The 18,690-nt window shown below is 70.4% G+C and carries 17 protein-coding genes; 10 read left to right on the forward strand and 7 right to left on the reverse strand.

All coding sequences use genetic code 11. The features are described 5' to 3' along the window. Positions 1 to 137: 137 nt before the first annotated feature. Entirely contained in the window at positions 138 to 1,130 is a 993-nt protein-coding gene (locus F4561_RS11260) for an SRPBCC domain-containing protein (RefSeq protein WP_184577711.1), read from the forward strand. Between the two features lie 194 nt (positions 1,131 to 1,324). After that, complete coding sequence (locus F4561_RS11265) at positions 1,325 to 2,374, forward strand: LacI family DNA-binding transcriptional regulator (protein ID WP_184577714.1); 1,050 nt, start codon at positions 1,325 to 1,327, stop codon at positions 2,372 to 2,374. On the opposite strand, the gene F4561_RS11270 is transcribed toward F4561_RS11265, so the two are convergent. From F4561_RS11270 to F4561_RS11285, 4 genes are all read right to left on the reverse strand, one after another. Continuing rightward, positions 2,337 to 3,575, reverse strand: coding sequence for an MFS transporter (locus F4561_RS11270; protein WP_184577716.1), 1,239 nt, complete (start codon positions 3,573 to 3,575; stop codon positions 2,337 to 2,339). The two genes, F4561_RS11265 and F4561_RS11270, sit on opposite strands and share 38 nt — an antisense overlap. A 223-nt stretch (positions 3,576 to 3,798) precedes the next feature. Then, positions 3,799 to 4,596 (reverse strand): hypothetical protein, encoded by a 798-nt coding sequence (locus F4561_RS11275; protein ID WP_184577719.1) that lies wholly within the window; start codon positions 4,594 to 4,596, stop codon positions 3,799 to 3,801. A 102-nt stretch (positions 4,597 to 4,698) separates the two neighbouring features. Then, entirely contained in the window at positions 4,699 to 5,751 is a 1,053-nt protein-coding gene (locus F4561_RS11280; protein WP_184577721.1) for an ArsO family NAD(P)H-dependent flavin-containing monooxygenase, read from the reverse strand. 56 nt (positions 5,752 to 5,807) lie between these two features. Beyond that, entirely contained in the window at positions 5,808 to 6,278 is a 471-nt protein-coding gene (locus F4561_RS11285; RefSeq protein ID WP_184577725.1) for a MerR family transcriptional regulator, read from the reverse strand. Positions 6,279 to 6,445: 167 nt separating this feature from the next. On the opposite strand from F4561_RS11285, the gene F4561_RS11290 reads away from it, so the two are divergent. Beyond that, the gene (locus F4561_RS11290; protein ID WP_312885215.1) at positions 6,446 to 8,008 is read left to right on the forward strand and encodes an MFS transporter; all 1,563 of its coding nucleotides are present in this window, start codon (positions 6,446 to 6,448) and stop codon (positions 8,006 to 8,008) included. 175 nt (positions 8,009 to 8,183) lie between these two features. Here F4561_RS11290 and F4561_RS11295 read toward each other — a convergent pair whose 3' ends face one another. Beyond that, positions 8,184 to 10,580, reverse strand: coding sequence for a HelD family protein (locus F4561_RS11295; RefSeq protein WP_184577728.1), 2,397 nt, complete (start codon positions 10,578 to 10,580; stop codon positions 8,184 to 8,186). Positions 10,581 to 10,906: 326 nt separating this feature from the next. Here F4561_RS11295 and F4561_RS11300 point away from each other — a divergent pair, with 326 nt between their 5' ends. The 7 genes from F4561_RS11300 to F4561_RS33935 all read left to right on the forward strand — a co-directional run bounded on the left by F4561_RS11300 (position 10,907) and on the right by F4561_RS33935 (position 17,074). Then, positions 10,907 to 13,108 (forward strand): anthranilate synthase component I, encoded by a 2,202-nt coding sequence (locus F4561_RS11300; RefSeq protein WP_184577730.1) that lies wholly within the window; start codon positions 10,907 to 10,909, stop codon positions 13,106 to 13,108. Positions 13,109 to 13,165: 57 nt separating this feature from the next. Next, positions 13,166 to 13,966, forward strand: a complete 801-nt coding sequence (locus F4561_RS11305) for an NAD-dependent epimerase/dehydratase family protein (RefSeq protein ID WP_184577733.1) — start codon at positions 13,166 to 13,168, stop codon at positions 13,964 to 13,966. A gap of 72 nt (positions 13,967 to 14,038) precedes the next feature. After that, complete coding sequence (locus F4561_RS11310; protein ID WP_184577736.1) at positions 14,039 to 14,182, forward strand: GPGG-motif small membrane protein; 144 nt, start codon at positions 14,039 to 14,041, stop codon at positions 14,180 to 14,182. A 205-nt stretch (positions 14,183 to 14,387) separates the two neighbouring features. Then, complete coding sequence (locus tag F4561_RS11315; protein ID WP_184577739.1) at positions 14,388 to 14,531, forward strand: GPGG-motif small membrane protein; 144 nt, start codon at positions 14,388 to 14,390, stop codon at positions 14,529 to 14,531. A 173-nt stretch (positions 14,532 to 14,704) separates the two neighbouring features. Next, on the forward strand, positions 14,705 to 15,505 hold the full coding sequence (gene thyX, locus F4561_RS11320; protein ID WP_184577742.1) for an FAD-dependent thymidylate synthase: 801 nt from the start codon (positions 14,705 to 14,707) through the stop codon (positions 15,503 to 15,505). Positions 15,506 to 15,885: 380 nt separating this feature from the next. Next, positions 15,886 to 16,149, forward strand: coding sequence for a hypothetical protein (locus F4561_RS11325; RefSeq protein ID WP_184577745.1), 264 nt, complete (start codon positions 15,886 to 15,888; stop codon positions 16,147 to 16,149). Positions 16,150 to 16,522: 373 nt separating this feature from the next. Beyond that, the gene (locus F4561_RS33935; protein ID WP_376773694.1) at positions 16,523 to 17,074 is read left to right on the forward strand and encodes an SUKH-4 family immunity protein; all 552 of its coding nucleotides are present in this window, start codon (positions 16,523 to 16,525) and stop codon (positions 17,072 to 17,074) included. 206 nt (positions 17,075 to 17,280) lie between these two features. Here F4561_RS33935 and F4561_RS11335 read toward each other — a convergent pair whose 3' ends face one another. Both F4561_RS11335 and F4561_RS11340 read right to left on the reverse strand, forming a co-directional pair. Beyond that, a complete protein-coding gene (locus F4561_RS11335; RefSeq protein WP_221445456.1) occupies positions 17,281 to 17,655 on the reverse strand; it encodes a HEAT repeat domain-containing protein in 375 nt (124 codons plus the stop codon). A gap of 123 nt (positions 17,656 to 17,778) precedes the next feature. Further along, complete coding sequence (locus tag F4561_RS11340) at positions 17,779 to 18,576, reverse strand: hypothetical protein (RefSeq protein WP_184577751.1); 798 nt, start codon at positions 18,574 to 18,576, stop codon at positions 17,779 to 17,781. Positions 18,577 to 18,690 lie beyond the last annotated feature (114 nt).

The raw sequence follows: 18,690 nt of genomic DNA on the forward strand, positions 1-18,690 counted from the left end.
GGAATAGTGGCCACTGCGGCGGCGTTCGAGCTACGCGCTCACGCGGCGGATTCCAGGACCGCCCAGGGGAGTCATGGCCGGGACATGACTCCCGCGCGCCCGCACATGGCGGACGACCACGAAGGGGACGACAAGCGATGACGGCATACGGAACCTGGCACGATGCCCAGGAGGGCGGCGGACACCTGCGATTCGAGCGCAGGTTCCGGCATCCGGTGGAGAAGGTCTGGCGCGCCATCACCGAGCAGGACCAGTTGGCCGCGTGGATGCCGGGCCAGGTCGAGATCGAGCCGCGCCAGGGCGGGACGTTCCGCTGGAACTTCCCCGACCAGGAAAGAATCGAGCCGCACTACGGTACGGTCACCGCGTTCGAACCGCCCCGGCTGCTGGAGATCTTCACACCGGGCGCGGTCTCTGATCTCGACTGGGTCAAAGACCAGAGCCTGCGGTTCGAGCTGAGGTCCGACCCGGAGGGCTGCCTGCTCGTGTTCACCGCGACGGTTGAGGACCGGGCATCCGCGGCCAGCTTCGCGGCCGGCTGGCAGACATGCCTCGCCGCTCTGCACGACGTCGTCAACGGCACGCCGGTCGAGCTGGACGAGAGCCCCGACCGGTACGTGGCGCTGTTCGAGGAGTACACGCGGCGCTTCGGGCTGTGCGACGGAACCGCGGAGCGCACGGGCGACGGGTGGACGGTGCGTTTCGAACGGCAGTTCATGCTGCCCGGCGTCGACGCCGTCTGGGCGGCGCTGACCGGAGGGGACGAAGCCCGGCTCGCCGAGGCCGGCGGGGAGCCTCCCCTGCCCATGACCAACGACTACGTTCCCGCGGCCGAGGTGACCGAGGTCGAACCGCCCACCGTGGTCGAGTACGCGTGGCGGTCCGGCGCCGGCACCGGCGGCCGGGTGCGCTGGGAACTGCGGGAAGGCCCCGGCTTCGGCGCGCGGATCGTGCTGACGCAGACGCTCCCCGGGTCCGCGACCGAGGAGCGGCTCACCGCGCTGGCCGCCTGGCACACGCACCTGGAAGTGTTCGCGCGGAGCCTCCAGGGCGAGGTCGTGTGCCCCTGGCCCGAGGAACGGACACAGGAACTGCGGGAGTACTACGCGAACGCGGCCGTGTGGGGCTGAGCGGCGAGCCGCGTCCACGATCCGCGGAGCCGGGGTGCGGGGGAAAGCTCCGCGCCGCCGCGGTCGCCGGGGCGATCGCCGGACAGCGTGCCGCGGGACAGGCCTGACCGCGGGGTTCCGTAACCGGCCACGAGAAGGGGCGGCGGGGTCTCTGCGCGGCCGCCGGGGCGGGATGGCCGGACTAGGCTGTGTCCGTGAGCAACGGCAGGCCACCCACCAGCCACGACGTTGCCAGTCTGGCTGGGGTCTCGCAGTCGACCGTCTCGCTGGTGTTCCGCGGGGCCGCCAGCGGGCGGGTCAGTGAGCGTACCCAGCGGGCCGTCGTCGACGCCGCGCGCCAACTCGGGTTCAGGCCCAACGCCGACGCCCGGCGGCTGCGGACCGGGGGTCCGCCCATGGTGCTCATCGCCATCCCCGACATCGTGAATCCGTTCTTCGCGCGGGTCTTCACCGGTGCGCGAGCCGCGGCCCGCGAAGCCGGGTTCCAGGTGGTGCTCTCCGTCCAGCGCGACCTGGACTCGGTCGCGGCCGACGTGACCGGCCAGCGGATCGACGCCGTGCTCGCGTGCTCGCTGCAGGACGGCGGGCGGCCGCTGGAGGACCCCGTCCCCGCGGTCGTGCTGGACGCCGAACCGCCGCAGGGCCAGAGCTCGGTGCGGTTCGACATCGCGCCGGCGCTGACCGAGCTGGTCGACCACCTGCACCGGCTCGGCCACCGCTCCATCGCCCACCTGCGCTCCGAGGTGCGCACCGCCACCTTCCGCGAGCGCACCGAGGCCGTTGACGCCGCCTGCGCGCGGCGCGGCATGAACCGGATGCCCGTCGCCTCCGCCCTGAACATCGACGCCGCCCGCGAGGCGGCTACGGCGCTGCTGCCGGCACCCGCGGGTTCCGGCGGGTGCCCCCCATTCACCGCTGTGGTCTGCGACGACGACGTCCTGTCGGTGGGGGTCTACAAGGCCGCCCAGGACCGCGGGCTGTCGGTTCCCGGTGACCTGTCGGTCTCCGGCATCGACAACGTCGACCTCGCCACGGCTGTCACGCCAGAACTGACCACCGTTGACCTTCCCGGCGAGGAGCTGGGGGCGACGGGCATGCACCGCCTCATCGCCCACCTGGAGCGGGGCGGCGGGTCGCGGGGCGGCACGGGCGGCGCCGCCACGACCGAGTGCGTGCGGCTTCCCGCGCGGCTGCTCATCAGGGGCTCTACCGCTCCTCCGGCCGATCCTGCGTCGCGTGGCTGACCTCGGCCGCTGCCGCCGGGTTCTGCGCCGCGGCCCCCGGCTCGCCGCTCACGCGCAACGACAGCAGCGCCGCGGTCACCGTCACCGCACCGGTCACGACGAAGACGCCCGACGCCCCCGCCATGTCGGCGGCCACCCCGGCGAGCGCGGTCCCCAGCGCGCTGCCGCACATGAACATCGAGATCAACCAGGAGAACGCCTCGGTCGTGGTCCCCTGCGGTGCTAACCGGCCCAACAGCAGGAACGTGCAGGCCAGGGCGGGCGCCAGGAACAGGCCGGACAGCCCGGCCAGCACCGTCATCAGCGCGACACCCGGCATGAGCAGCAGCGGCAGGTAGCACAGCGCGAGCCCGGCCAGCAGCACGCGGAAGCGCCGGGCCGGGGGCAGCGGAACCCGAACCGCGCCGTAGGTCAGGCCGCCGATGAGCGCGCCCAGGCCGTTGGCGCTGAGCAGCAGCCCGGAGACATCGCGGCTGGCGGCCTCCTCGGAGTAGGCCACAGCACCCACCGCGAGCGCGCCCAGCGCCGCCCCTACGAACACGAAGCACACCAGTACGCGGCGCACCTGCGGTTCCACCAGAGGACCAAGCCAGTTGGCCTTGCGCGGCACTGGCCGCCACCGGCGCACCGGGCGCAAGGAGGCGAAGACGGCCGCGCCGACCACCGTGATCAGCGCGGTGGCGAGGACGGCGTGCATTGGCAGGAACAGCGCGGCCACCGCGCTCACCAGCAGCGGCGCGGTGACGAAGATGACCTCCTGTAGTGCGGCGTCCAGCGAATAGGCCGTCTCGCGTTCCTGCTCGTCGGACACGAGCGTGGGCCACACCGACCGCAGGCACGACTCCAGCGGCGGTGTCAGGGCTCCGGCGACTGCTGTCAGCGGCAGCGCCGCCGCCAGTGGCGCGTCCGGAGCCAGCGCGAGCACCGCGAACGCGGCAGCGGAGGCCGCTCCGCTCGTGAGGAGCACAAGCGGCTGCCCGTAGAAGTCGACGATCCTGCCCAGCACGGGGCCGCCGACCGCGGTCCCGACGCCGTAGACGGCGATCAGCAGCCCGACGACGCCGAAGTCCACTCCCTCATGGCGGAACAGCAGCGTGAGCGCGAGGACCGCCATCCCGTTGGGCAGGCGGCCCATGATGTTGGTCGTCAGCGCCGTGCGGACGTGCGGCTTGCGGAGCAGGGCCAGATACGGCTGCAGCACGTGCGTCCCCCTTCGGTCGGTAGGGAGGGCAGCGGAAGTACTACGTAGTACGTAACCTCCGCCGCAGGCTTGCACATCCCCGGATTCCCGGCAAGTACGCGCAGGGGTGCCTACCGGCGCACCGCGCCGTACACCGGAGAACAGGAGGAGGGCACTCTGGGAACCATCCGCTGGATGCCGGGGTTTAACCGCGTGCCAAGACCCCGGCCGCCGCGACCGCGGACTACCCCTCCCGTACCTTCTCGACCGACCGGACCATCAGATCCTGCAACTCCGCCAGGTCATCCTCGTCGGGGACGGCTTCCTCCGCCTCTCGCTCCTCCCGTTCCTCCTGGAAGTCTTGGAACGAGTGGTGGGACGGGGACTCGTTTGGGCTGGGCAGGTCGGGAACCGAGAAACGGGGAGTCTCCACGAACGCCACCTCCGTTGTGGTGATCATGACGTCGTCGACCGTGGTCACCGCCGTGTAGACGGTGATGTCGACCTGATCCACGGACACCGCGACGCTGAGGCCCAGGAAGTCCTGCGGCATCTTCTCCAGCTCGAAGAGCGCGAGCCGCATGTCGCCCTCCTCGCCGTCGACGGTGACGCTGGCGTCGGAGCACGCTGAGACAACGTCGTCGACCTCACCGGTCCGCACCGGGGCCTCCCCAACGTCGCCCCCGTCCATCAGGACATGGCTGAAGACCGAGCCGTCCTCCGGAGAGTCGCCCTTGGTGGCGGAGTGTCCCTCAAGATTGTAGGAGTCGGCCGTCTGCTCGACCGGACTGTCCAGGTACTCCGCGCACTCGGTGGGGGTGACCTCGTCGAACTCGTTGGTGGGCATCCAGGAGCTCCATGGGTCGTTCAGTTCGCTGTGGTCGATCTGCTCCAGTTCGTAGCCGTCCGGGTAGTCGCTCTGGGTGAGCAGTAGCCTGCGCAGATCCCCACTGGGATGGACCTTCGGTTCGGACAAACCGCACGCGGCGAGCGACACCAGCACGAGCGCCATGACGCCAGGGAGGAATTGGGATCGGGGCATGGGACAGATGATGGCAGCGGGCGCGGCACCGGCGAGACGCTGCCAGGTGCCCCAAAATGGTCATCGCCGGCGGTAAACCGCAGGCAATGAACGCGGTATCACTCACCGGGACGCGATCTGCCCCACCGCGGCCTTTGCGGTGCGCCCCGCGCCGATCAGGGTGGCCGAGGCGAAGCCGGTCCAGTTGCCGTAGCCCAGCAGGTGCAGCCGCGGCTCGGTGCGGCACCGCGTGCCGTCCGTAGTGACGCGGCCGGCCTCGTCGGCTACGCCGAGCGGCGACAGGTGGTCCAGTACCGGCCGGAAACCGGTGCACCAGATGACGGCGTCGAACTCCCGGAACCGGTCGTCCGGCCATTCGGCGCCGTGCGGGGTGAGGCGGTCGAACATCGGCTCGGCCCGCAGCACGCCGCGGTCCCGGGCGGCGCGCACCGGCGGTGTCTGGACGATGTCGCCGAGGTCCGCGGTCCCGCGGTCGTGGAGCCCTTCCCGGCGCGCCGCGGCCTGCCGGGTGGCGATGTCGAACAGCGCTCGACCGTCGACGTCCTCCGGTAGCAGGCGCGGCGGGCGCCGGGTGACCCAGGTGGTCTCGGCCCACTGGGACACCTCGGCGAGGATCTGCGCCGCGGAGTTCCCGCCTCCTACAACCAGTACCCGCTGCCCGGAGAACTCGGCCGGCTTGCGGTAGTCGACCGTGTGCGGTTGCTGGCCGGCGAACGAGTCCCGGCCCGGGTAGGGCGGTACGTGGGGCGCGCGCCAGGTCCCGGTGGCACTGACCACGTGCCGGGCGTGCCAGGTACCCGCGTCGGTGACCACAGCGAGGAGGTTCCCGTGCGGGCGCACCTCGCGGACGTGGACCGGGCGCCGCACCGGTAGGCCGTACCGCCGCTCGTAGGCGGTGAGGTAGTCCACGACGTGATCGGCGGTGGGAAACGGCTCGCCCTCCTGGGCGGGCATCCACCAGCCCGGCAGCATGCTGTGCTCGGCGGGCGAGAACATCCGCAGCGACTCCCAGAAGTGCTGCCAGGCCCCACCGGGGCTCTCCTCCCGATCCAGGATGACGAAGTCGGCGCCGGACCGGCGCAGGTAGTAGCCGGCCGCCAGCCCCGCCTGGCCCCCGCCGACGACCACGACGTCGAGCGTCTCACCCGTGGGCATCCGATCTCCTCACCTAGCACCATCCCGCCTCGGGCCAACACGGTGGACGGATTCGCTCATCCCGCTTGGCGTGGTGTCTGGCGAGGCGGACCAGACGGGAGGTCGGACACGGTGCCCTCATCCGCTGGTTCCTCTCGCCGGTCAGCGAACCAACGGTGATACCTCTGCGTCTCCTCGGGAGGTGCCGCGGCGATGACGGCGTCGAGCATGGCACGCGCGGACTCGAGCTCACCGATCGCGCCGCTGATGCGGGCGCGCTCCCGGTACAGGTCGACGAGCATCTCCGCGCAGGTCGGCGCCACGTGCTCGCCCGCGTCGCCCATGCAGGGCAGCACCTCGGCGATGGTGGAGGTGGCAAGCCCGGCGGCGAGCAGTGTGCGCACCCGCCGGACGGTGCCGACGTCGGACTCGTTGTACTCGCGGTAGCCGCTCGGCCCGCGCAGCGGGTGCAGCAGACCCTGCTCCTCGTAGTAGCGCAGCAGCCGCGCGCTGACCCCTGTGCGGCGGGACAGCTCCCCTATACGCATGCGCCTCCCAACGCCGGCTTGACTCTCACACCAATGTGAAGCTCTAGCTTAACCGGCATGCCGAACCGACGAATCGCGCCCAAGGGCGGTCCCCAACCGCCCGCAGCGCCGGGTACACACGTCCTGCCCACCCTCGGCCGAGGCCGCGCCGCACGGGGGAGGACACGGTGACCGAGAGCCAGAGCCGAACGCCGGCCCCGGCAACGCGCCGGCAGTGGACCGGGCTGGCGGTGCTGTTCCTGCCAACCCTCGTGGTGAGCATGGACATCAGCGTGCTGTACCTGGCGGCCCCGCACATCAGTGCCGACCTGCGGCCCAGCAGTACCCAGACGCTCTGGATCACCGACGTCTACGGGTTCCTGACCGCCGGGTTCCTCATCGTCATGGGCACGCTGGGAGACCGCATCGGGCGACGGCGGCTGCTGGTGATCGGGGCGGGCGCCTTCGGTGTGCTCTCGCTCGCAGCGGCCTACGCTCCCAGCGCCGAAGCGCTGATCCTGGCCCGCGCCCTGCTGGGGATCGCAGGGGCGACCCTCATGCCCTCCACCCTGGCCCTGATCAGCACCATGTTCCCCGCCCCCAACCAACGGTCGCTGGCCATTGGCGCGTGGGTGACCACCATGTCCGTTGGCGTCTCGACCGGCCCACTGATCGGGGGCGCCCTCCTGCAGTACTTCTGGTGGGGCTCGGTGTTCCTGGTGGGGGTACCAGTCATGCTGCTGCTGGTGGCGAGCGCGCGGGTGGTGCTCCCCGAGTACCGCGATCCCGCCGCCGGCAGGCTGGACCTGGCCAGCGCGGCGCTCTCCCTGGCCGCCATCCTGCCGGTCGTCTACGGGCTCAAGCGGATTGCCGAGGGCGCCCTCGACACCCAGGCGTCTCTCGCGCTCGCGGGGGGTGTGGCCGTTGGTGTGGTGTTCGTGCGCCGGCAGCGCGCATCACCGGATCCACTGGTCGACGTGCGGCTGTTCCGGGGAGCCGCGTTCGGCGCCGCACTGGCGCTGCTGTTGTTCGGCATGGTGGCCATCAACGGTGTCGAGTACCTGTTCCCGCAGTACCTGCAGCTCGTCGTGGGGATGCCGCCCCTGGCGGCAGGGTTGTGGACGCTGCCCGGAGCGCTGGCGGTCGTCGCGGGATCCCTGGCCGCGCCGGTTGCCGCACGCCGACTTCCCCCGGCTTACGTGGTGGCTGCCGGGGCGGCGCTCGCGTCGCTCGGTTTCGGGGCCATGTCCCTGGTGGGGTCCACGCCCGGTTTCGCGGTCCTGGTAGCTGGTCTCGTGGTGGCCCAGCTTGGAGTCGCTCCGATCCTCGTGCTCGGCACCGACCTCGTCGTCGGGGCGGCTCCGAGGGAGCGGGCGGGTTCGGCCTCGGCGGTGTCGGAGACCAGTGGCGAGCTGGGGGTCTCGCTCGGAATCGCGCTCATGGGCAGTGTGAGTACCGCGGTCTACCGCACGGAGGTCTCCGGATCGGTGCCCGCCGGCGTCCCCCCTGAGGAGGCCGAAACAGCCCACGACACGTTGGGCGGCGCCGTGGCGGTGGCCGAGCGCCTTCCTGCCGCACAGGCCAGTGAGCTTCTCGACACCGCACGCATGGCCTTCACCCAGGCTGTGGGCGTCGGCTCCGGCGTCAGTGCCGCGATCGCCGCTGCCCTCGCGGTTGTCGCCGTGGCGCTGCTGCGTGGAACGCGTGCCAGTACAACGTCCGAAGCCGAGGGGGAGCGCGCGGAAGACTGAGCCCGCACCGTGCCCGGTTCGTCGCCGTCCCGCTCGTCTGTCGAGCTGTGGGTAGCCAGGGCCGGGGGACACGTCGAGCGGAGTACCGCCGCGGAGGCCAAGACCCACCGGGTGGCGAATGCGCGAACGCTCCCGCCACCCGGCGCGGGCATTGTCGTTGCGTTACCGCCGCGGGTCAGGCATGCGCGAGCCGGCCGAGCATCCGCGGCAGCTCCCCCTCGTGGACGACCGTGAGCCTGCGGGTGGCGCGGGTGATCGCCACGTAGAGGTCGTGCCCCCCGGTGGGGGAGGCATCGAGGACTCCCGCCGGATCGACCACCACGACCGCGTCGAACTCCAGCCCTTTGGACTGGGTGGGGGTGAGGACGGCCACGGGATTGTCCAGGGCGTCCGGTGTCGCCTCCGCTGCGGCGTCGGGGAGCGCGGCGGCGGTGGCTGCGTGCCGCGCGGCCGGCGTGAGCACCGCGAGACGCCCCTCACCGATCGCCGCCAGCTCCGCTGCGACCAGCGCGCGCAGCTCGCCGGCCAGCGCGCCGGGGGAGACGCGGACCGCCCGGGGAGCGGACTCGCCGTCGCGCACCGACTCGGGCGGGTCCTGCTCAGGCGCGACTTCCCGCAGCACGTCGGCCGCGACCTCCATGATCTGGGCCGGGGTGCGGTAGTTGACCAGGAGCCGCTCCTCGTGGAGCCGGCCGTGGACGTAGCGGTCCAGCATCGCGTGCCAGGAGCGCGCTCCCGCGGCGCTCCCGGTCTGGGCGAGGTCGCCCACCACGGTCAGGGACCTGGTCGGGACGCGGCGCATGACCACCCGCCAGGCCATCTCGGACAGCTCCTGCGCCTCGTCCACGATCACGTGCCCGTAGGCCCACTCGCGGTCGGCCGCGGCCCGGTCCGCCGTGGTCTGGGCGGGACCGGAGTCGCGGTGGCGCTCGGCGATCCTGGCCGTGTCCAGCAGGTCGTCCGCGGGCAACCCGTCCTCGACCAGTCCGGTGACCTCCAGGACGCCCCGGGCGTAGTTCTCCTCCTCGCGCCGGCGCTGCTCCTCGGCGCGCTGCCGCGCCTGCTCCTCGCTGTCGTCCTCGCCGAGCAGCTCGGCCGCCTCGTCGAGCAGCGGGACGTCGCTCGCCGTCCAGGGAGCGTCCGGGGGACGCAGCAGCGAGCGCCACTCGTCGGGCGAGAACTCCGCGTGGCTGCGGAGTTCGGCGGCCCCCGCGGTCGCGGACTCCAGGAGGCCGGGGTCGCTGAGCAGGTCAGAAACGAGTTGCTCGGGCGTGAGTAGGGGCCACAGGCCGTCGATGGCCGCGCGCACCGCGGGATCGGCCCACAGTGTCTCGCGCGCGTAGGCGGTGTCCTCCTCGGTGCGCAGTGGGGCGTCGGGGTTCTCCAGCTCCGGCAGATCGGGGTGGTCCAGCAGGCCCTCGGCCTCCTCGACCTCCCGCAGGGACTGCGCCAGCTGGTCGTCCTGCGCGTGGGCCAGCTCCCACAGCATCTCGTTGACGAAGAGCTTGCGGGCCTTGTTGTGCGGCAGCCCCAGGCCCCGCGCCCGCTCGCGCAGGCGCGCGCAGGTGGCGTGGTCGACCCGCAGTTTCGTTCCGTCGGCCGTGATCACCAGGTCGCCCTCGGGTACGCGCTGGCGGTCGGCTACGGCGGCTTCGACGAGCTCCGCCATCCGCAGCGATCCCTTGACGACAGCGGTGTCCGGCGGATCGGCGGCGGTCGCGCGGATTCCCGGGTAGAGCTCGCCGACCGTGGTCAGCACGACGTCGGTCTCGCCGAGTGAGGGCAGTACCTGACCGATGTAGCGCAGGAACGTGGCGTTGGGCCCCACGACCAGCACACCGCGCCGCTCCAACGTGGAGCGGTGCGTGTACAGCAGGTAGGCGGCGCGGTGCAGTGCGGCGACGGTCTTCCCGGTGCCGGGGCCGCCCTGGACGACCAGCGCGCCCGGCAGTGACGCCCGGATGACGCGGTCCTGCTCGGACTGGATGGTGGCCACGATGTCGCCCATCCGGCCGGTGCGCGCCTGGCGCAGCGTGGCCAGCAGCGCGGCTTCCCCGACGAGAGTGCGGCGGTCCGAATCGGAGAGGCTTTCGAGGTCGAACACCTCGTCGTCGATGTCGACGACCATCCGGTCGCGGACGTACAGGTGGCGCCGGCGTACCAGGTCACCCGGCGTGGAGGGTGTCGCGGCGTAGAAGGGGCGCGCGGCGGGGGCCCGCCAGTCGATGAGCACCGGTTCGTGGTTCTCGTCGCGTAGCCCGATGCGACCGATGTAGTGCGTCTCCCCAATGACACCGTCGACCTCGCGGCGGTCGATTCGGCCGAAGCACAGCCCGTTCTCCACGGTGGAGAGCTGCACCAGCCGGTGCACGCGTTCCTCGGCCGCGGCCTCGCGCTCCATCTGGGCGGCGTATCCACCGCCACCGCCCTGCTCGTAGACCGCGCGGAGCGCGCTGCGGGTGTGCTCGCGCAGCGTGTCGAGCCGCTCGTACAACCGGGAGACGTAATCCTGCTCGGCCTTGACAGCGGACCGGCGAGCCTGCTCGCTCTCGCCTTGACACTGCTCCGTCATGTGTGTACCATCCTGGTAGAAGTTAAATTGGGTGAAGTGTGTCTTGAGGTTGGCCTCGGTATCCTATCACCCTCTGTTCCGCCTATGCCACGCGTGTGCGAGGGCGGTTGTGTACCGAGTTGCTTCCGCGTTCCCGTCCCAACGCGCTACACTCGCCCCCATGCGAACCGATCCAGCGCTTCAACAGTGGTGGCGCCGCTCATAGGCGGCGCACGAGGTTCGCATACCCACGACCTGACCAGCGGCCGCCCGTACCGGCGGCCGTTTTTGTGTCGTGGCCCCGGTCCGGCGCGGCTCCCACGATCCCACCGCGATAAGGACCGGCATTGGACACAGACGCAGTCTCCTACCGCACCGCCGGCGGCCTCGACGTCCGCCGAACCGCCACACCCTGTGACCCCGAAGTGCTCACCGAGCTGGTGCGAGATGTCGAGTACCGCCGGGGCGGGGTGCTGTCCTCCGGGATGGAGTACCCGGGCCGGTACAGCCGCTGGCACCTCGGCTACGTCGACCCCTGCCTGGAGATCGTCGCGCGGGGGCGCCGGGTCACCGCGACCGCGCTGAACGACCGGGGCCGCGTCCTGCTGCCGGTTATCGAGCGTGCCTTGGGCGAGCACGGCGAGGTGCACCAGGCCGGTGATGCCGCCGAGGTGACGGTTCCCGAGCCCGCCGGGTTCTTCACCGAGGAGCAGCGCAGCCGCCGGCCCAGCGTGTTCTCCGCGCTGCGCTCCATCGTCGCGCTGTTCTTCTCCGACAGCGACTCGCATCTCGGGTTGTACGGGGCCTTCGGCTACGACCTCGCGTTCCAGTTCGAAGAGATCGCGCAGGTCCTCGACCGCGCCCCGGACGACCGCGATCTCGCCCTGCAGTTGCCCGACGCCGTTGTCGTGCGCGACCGCAAGCGCGAGACCTGCGTCCGCTACACCTACGAGTTCACCGTTCCCGGATCATTCACCGGCACCGCCGAGGGAGCGGCGACCGACGGCCGGGCGCGCGAGACGGAACCGACCCCGCCCGTGGTGACCGCCGAGGTCCCCGCCCAGCCGGAGCCGGGCTCCTATGCGCGGATCGTCGCCGAGGCCAAGAAGCGGTTCGCGCGCGGCGACCTGTTCGAGGTGGTGCCGGGGCACCGCACTTACGGCCGCTGCGAGTCCCCTGCGCGCTTCTACGAGCACCTGCGCGCGCGCAACCCCGCCCCGTACGAGTTCTTCTTCAACCTCGGCGAGGGCGAGTACCTGGTGGGCGCCTCCCCGGAGATGTTCGTGCGCGTCACCGGGGAGCCCGGTACCGGGCAGCGGGTGGAGACCTGCCCGATCTCCGGGACCATCCGGCGCGGCGAGGACGCCCTCGGCGACGCCGAGAACATCCGCACATTGCTCACCTCCGCCAAGGAGGAGTCCGAGCTGACAATGTGCACCGACGTCGACCGCAACGACAAGTCCCGGGTGTGCGAGCCGGGAAGTGTCCGCGTCATCGGCCGCCGCCAGATCGAGATGTACAGCAGGCTGATCCACACGGTCGACCACATTGAGGGCACGCTGCGCCCCGAGTTCGACGCGCTCGACGCGTTCCTCACCCACATGTGGGCGGTCACCGTCACCGGCGCGCCCAAGACGTGGGCCATGCGGTTCATCGAACAGCACGAGACCACGCCCCGCCGCTGGTACGGCGGGGCCGTGGGGGCCATCGGCTTCGACGGCTCGATGAACACCGGGCTGACTTTGCGCACCGCGCAGATCCGCGACGGGGTGGCGACGGTCCGGGTCGGTGCGACCCTGCTGCACGACTCCGACCCCGACGCCGAGGAGCGCGAGACGTTCCTCAAGGCCCGGGCGCTGCTTGAGACCCTCGCTCTGGACGAGAGCCCGGAACCAGACGATGGCGGCCCGGCCGCCGCGACCACCGCGCGCGAGGACGCCGGTGCCGGGATGCGCGTGCTGCTCGTCGACTACGAGGACTCCTTCGTGAACACCCTCGCCGACTATGTCCGCCGGCACGGCGCCGACGTCAGCACGCTCCGCCACGGCTTCGAGGTCTCCCTGCTCGACGAGCTCGCGCCCGACCTCGTGATCCTCTCGCCGGGCCCCGGGCTGCCCACCGACTTCGACACCAGCGCGCTGCTGGACGCCCTGGACGAGCGCGGCCTGCCGGTCTTCGGCGTCTGCCTGGGCCTGCAGGCCATGGTCGAGCACGCCGGGGGCGAGCTGAGCACGCTGCGTGAACCGGTGCACGGGAAGCCGGGGCGGGTCCAGGTCAACGGGGGCGAGTTGCTGTCCGGGGCCGGTGCGCCGGACGACTTCAGCGCGGCCCGCTACCACTCGACCTACACGACTCCCGCCCAGGTGAAGAACTACAAGGTCACCGCGACGGTTGACGATGGCGCGGACCCGGTCGTCATGGCGATCGAGGACCCGAGCGCGCGCCGGTGGGCGGTGCAGTTCCATCCCGAGTCGATCCTCACGGCTTCCGTGGGAGAGGGCATCATCGCCAACGTGTTGCGTATGGCACGCACTCAATCGAGTGAATAGGGGGTGTCCTCGCGCGTCGCGTGAACAAACGCCCAAAGCCCCATAGGCTCGGAGACCATGGATGCGAAACTTGGCAGGGTTGTGATCACCGGCGCGGCGGGTCGCATGGGGGCTACGGTGCGTGCTGACCTGCGCGTGGACGCCGAGCATCTCGTGCTCGTCGACCAGGAGGCCGAAACGGTGGAGGGCGAGACCGCGGTCGCGGCCGACGTCTCAGACCTCGACGCGCTGGTCAAGGCGTTCGAGGACGCTGACGCCGTTGTGCACCTGGCGGCGGTGTCCGACGAGGCTCCGCTCGACACGCTGCTCGAGACCAACGTGCAGGCAACGTTCAACGTCCTGGAGGCGGCACGGCGCGCGGAAGTGCGCCGCGTCGTGCTGCTCTCCAGCGACCGGGTGACCGGTGGCTACCCGATCCACCACCACGTCTTCCCGGACGAACCGCCCCGCCCCGACGGGCTGTGCGGGGTGAGCAATGTCGCCGTCGAGGCACTTGGTCAGATGTACGCCGACACCTTCGGGCTGGAGGTCGTCGCGCTGCGCGCCGGCTCGTTCAAGGAGGAGCCAACCGAAACCCGGGACCTCGCCGTCTGGCTCAGCCCGCACGACTGCGCCGGCTTCGTCCGGGCCGCGCTGACCGCCTCGAACGTGAGCTACGTGGTGGCCTACGCGGTCTCGGCCAACGCCCGGCGGTTCTGGGACCTGACGGTCGCCGAGAACGAGCTCGGGTACCGGCCGGAGGACGACGCCGCGAAGTTCGCGGGGCGTTTCGCCGACGACGACCCGTTCTGGCACGGCGGCCCGCAGGGCGGCGACCGCGCAACCCCGGAGGCCGTCCTCAAGCATCTCCCCGACTGAGGAACCCGGCACCAGAGCGGCTGCTGACCTGCGGCCTGTTTGGCCGGCGCCCGATACGGTAGGCGCTCCGGCATGGGAATCGTCATGCTGATACTCGGAATCGTGTTAGTCGTCGCGGGCGTGCTGGCCGTGCTCCGGGCCCAGGTCCTCTGGGGCGTTGTCCTGATCGTCGTCGGGCTCATCGTCGCGCCCGGGCAGTTCTACCTCGGCCTCTGACCAGACGGCTCCAGCGGCGGCCGCTCCGCACACCCCGCGCGATGCGGGGTTCGAGCGGGTGCCGAACGCCGCCGCCTCCGCCCGCCGGACGCGCCGGCCGGCCCCGATGCCGGGCCGAGCTCCGCGGCGGCTCGTGCGGTCTCGGCCAGCACGCCGCTGGCCAGCGGCGCGTTTGGCGGGAGAGGCCGATCGGTAAGGCTCTCCTATGGGAATCCTCATGGTGTTCGTCGGTGTCGTGCTGGTGGTAGCCGGAGTGCTGGCCGTGTTCCGGACGCACACCCTTTGGGGTACCGTGCTGGTCGTTGTCGGTCTGATCGTCACGTCCGGCGTGAACTACTTCGGCCTCTGACCGGGCCGCCGCGGCACCCGGTGGCCCCCGCCCCGCCTCCCGCGCGATGCTAGGTTCGAGCGGGTGCCGAACGCCGCCGCCTCCGCCCGCCGGACGCGCCGGCCGGCCCCGAAACCGGAGGCGATCACCCCGGTGCCGTGCTCGCGCGCGCCGGGTGTTGGGGGGAGAGAACGGTGAAGAGCGTCGAGCCTGAGGTCCACCTGGTCGCGCGGCCGCAGTTGGACTACGACGAGGTCGCTCGCTACCTCGCCGACGTCGGCGGGCAGAGCTGGCTGGAACGGCTGGACCGCGGAGAGCTCGACTCCGAGCTCAACGACCCGCAGAACCTCGCCGAGTTCGCCGGACGGCTGTGCTACCGGTCGTGGGAGCCCGGCCTCAACCCCAACGTGACCCGGATCCGCACCGACCAGGACCAGTACCTCAGCAACCTCCTGGCCAGCATGCACGGCTCGGTGCTGGAGCACGTCACTTTCAGCTTCGTGCTGCACAACGTAAGCAGGGTCGCCACGCATGAGCTGGTGAGGCACCGGCCCGGTACGGCCATCTCCCAGGAGTCGCTGCGCTTCGTGCGGCTCACCGACATCCCGTTCTGGTTCCCCGACTGGGCGCAGGACGACCCCGAGCTGATGAAACGCGCCAGTGAGATGCTCGCCCGGATGGAGGAGTTCCAGACCTGGATGGCCGAGCACTTCGACCTGGACGAAGAGGGCGTGAAGTTCGCGGAGAAGAAGCACAAGACCTCGTTCATGCGCCGCTTCGCCCCCGAGGGCCTGGCCACCGGCCTGGTGTGGAGCGCCAACGTCCGCACCCTGCGCCACACCCTGGAGGCCCGCACCGCCCCCGGCGCCGAGGAGGAGATCCGGCTGCTGTTCGCCAAGATCGGCGAGGTGGTCAGCGCCGAGGCACCCACACTGTTCGGCGACTACGAGATCACCGAGGAAGGCGCCTGGGTCCCCAAGTGGCGCAAGGTGTGAGGACCTGAGCACCGAAGCCATGAAGGTCGCCCCTGGCCGCGGATACGGGGACGGCCTTCGCGGGATCTGCGAGGGCGGGCCGTATCAGCCGTTAGCCGGTATGGCGCTCACCGGACGCGTCCGCTTTCGGCATCGGGGCCCGGCGTGGTGACCGCAATGGGAAAGCGGAATCACCGCCACCGCTATGGCCCCGACGGCGAGCGGACAGCGGAACGTTCCACGGGAGAAACAGCAGAAAGATGGATGACCCTTTTGAGGGAACGTGCCGGCTGATCGAATCCTGTGAAGGGTATGAGCTTAGTGTGCTCATGTTTTCGGTCATCGGTGAGGGCTCGGACACGCTCGAAATTCGGCTGCGATGGGGGCCGTCAAAGCCGGACATGACTCTTTCGTTGCAGTCGGTCTTCTATCTCTCTTTCGGTAGGGAACCGTTCACCCTGGTGCCTGGCGCCTGGGATCCGATCCTCGACCGGATCACCGCGACAACCCTGATGCCCTCCGATGACCCGTGGCCCCCGCGGGTTCCGCTGGAGATCGCCCGTACGCCGGAGCTGCCGCCGCTCCTGTGGGTCCGCGCCGAGGGGCCCACGCAACTCGATGTGGTCGCCGCCATCGCGACCGTGTCGGAAGAGGCTCGGCGTTGACGCGTGGAGACCGCCGTGGAGGCGAAGCGCTCAGCACCGCCCATAGCCACGGTTACTGGCTTCGCCCGGGTCGCGTCCAGCGCCGCCCGCACCCCGGCTCCCCGCAAGGCCGCGCCGCGGCTGTGCCGAGCTCACCTCCAGTACGTCACGACCCATCGCCCCGTCCCAAAGGCCCGGGCGCGGCGGGACAGGACAAACGTGCGGCTCTCCGGAGGAAGCAGTTCACTCTGAATGGCGGGTGGCAGGCAAAGAGGGATGCTGACAGGTCGAACGAAGACCTCGTTGTGGAACTGATGGCCAACGTCAGGGCCGAGGGCGTGGATATGGCCGGAGAGGGCGGTGGCCAACAAGAATGGCCGAGCCGAGTGATGGTATGCGCGAGAGCGCCGATCGCGAAGTAACGAAGGCTCGTGAGGCGCCCCTGTGGAACCTCGTGGACCCTGGTGGTATCGCTGAAGTAGGTCATGAGGCGGTCTCACAATGGCGCGTCCCTGAGGCAGATATCGCCGCGCTTTTAGAATCGGGTTTGCCGGAAAAAGTGACTCCGCGGGGGTATTTTTTTCATGCTCCGCAGTCTGGCGCGGCTCCCGGGGTTCCCATTTCTGGGGGCGACTATTACGGAATAGGGTTCTTTGGTCGAAACCGTATTGCGGTCGAGTCTGGGTCGGGGGTTGTCTATAGATTTACATCAGAAGGGGTTGGGCTGCTTCTCAACTCTTCGGTGTGTCGCTATGTCGAATGCGTTTGGCGATGGCGTGAAGTGGTTCCTGTTATGGTTGGTCTCGCCAATCGGGTTCGGGGCGGCGGGCAGGATGGCTTCTTTGAAGAGAAGATTCGGGAAATGGTTGGTTGTATGAGCGGAACCGACCCAGTGGCCGCGAACTCGGATCCGTTCCTTTGGAAGAACATAGTTTTCGATTCCTGACTCCGTCCCGTGGTCCCTCCGGAACTCGGTCATGTGCCCGGCCAGCCCTGCCTTGCGGGACCGGGGAACCAGGCCAAGGCGCCCGGGTCTGGCCGCAGGTGTACGGACACGCCTGCGAGGCCAACGGAGTAAAGCTTGACGGATACCGAGATGGCGAACTGCTCGACGCTAATACTCCAACGGCACTTCGTGGTCTAACGGTTTGGTCAGGGAGCCACGCCGTTGGCTCGTGCCTTCCATAGCTCGCGGCGGGCCGCTTTGGTGTTGAGCTGTTCGAGGCCTCGGACGGCCCATGACCGTAGCTCCGCGTCGTCGCCGTGGAGGTGTTCGGCTAGGACCGGGATGGCGTGAGGCGAGCGGGCTTCGCCCACGAGCTCGAGGAGCCAGCAGCGTAGGCCGCGGTCGCGTTCGTGGCTGAGTTCCGCGATCAGGGCGTCGAGGTGTTCAGCGGCGTGCGGCAGCAGGAGGTGGAAGCCGTCTTCCCTGGCTTGCGGGTCGTGGCGGCGCATCAGGCGCATGGCTTGCTGGAACCTGTCGGCCATGATGATCTCCGGTGTGGCGCCGTGATCGGGTGCGGACACCGCATGATCATCCAGTGTTGTGTCGACAGCTGACGATCGTGCGGTGGCCGCTGACCGTACTGTAGACCCTGTCCGCTGGCGCAGTGCGCTGTTCGCACCGCGATGGTAAGGACGTGGCATACGTCAGGATTCCCGGTCCTGGCCCATCCGCGCCTCCGCTTTGGCGAGTCCTTCCTTGCAGGCGCGGGCGACGTCGCGGTGGTTGCGGTAGCGCTCCAGGAACCCGAACGGGGCCGGCTCGGCCTCGGGGTGTCCCAGGCCGGTGCGTACCGTCAGGGTCTCGCCGTGTACCGTCCCGGCCCGGTACCAGCGTTCCCAGCGCTCGAAGTCGGGGCTGTACTGGTGCCCGTAGCAGAACGCCGCCTCGCCCGCGCCCTGCAGTGAGCCGCCGTCGCGGCGCCACAGCTCGATGCTCTCCTCGTGCTGGGCGGGCCACGACGCCGCGGTGACGACGTCGACGCGCGGCGTCTCGCCCGACGGCCGGACCAGCAGTGCGTCGGTGTCGGGTGTGCGTTGCGGCAGCGGCCGGACCTCGTCTGCCCGGTGCAGGGTGACCAGCGCTCGCGCGATCCACCAGAAGTTCTCCCGGCGGGCCAGCATGCTGTCGGCCCGCAGCCGGGTGGGCGGGTGCTTGATGATCTCCTGTTCGAGAAGGTCGTTGACGAAACGCGTGCCGTCGACGTCCAGCTCGATGCCGACGTGCCCGTTGGCGACCACAGCGGGGTCGGCGCCGGTGACGCTGAACGCCACCCGCCGCGAGGCCATGCTGTCGACCGCGTCGAGGTGCGCGAGCGGGAGCGCGGCACACGGGGTGCCGTCCCGGTCCAGCGGGACGACCGGGATGCCAGTGGGGCCGTCGGGGGCCAGCCAGCTCAACTCACCGGTCGTGGACCGGCTCCACGCCGTGCCGAAGTCGTCCAAGACAGTGTCCTCGCCTTTCGGGTGGGTTAACTCCCATGTTAATTTCTTGTGACTCAACTACTTCGTGCTGCCCGCTACGGTCACCACCACGGTCGGCATAGTTGCCGACCAGCC

Source organism: Lipingzhangella halophila, from assembly GCF_014203805.1.
In the GTDB taxonomy this organism is placed as follows: domain Bacteria; phylum Actinomycetota; class Actinomycetes; order Streptosporangiales; family Streptosporangiaceae; genus Lipingzhangella; species Lipingzhangella halophila.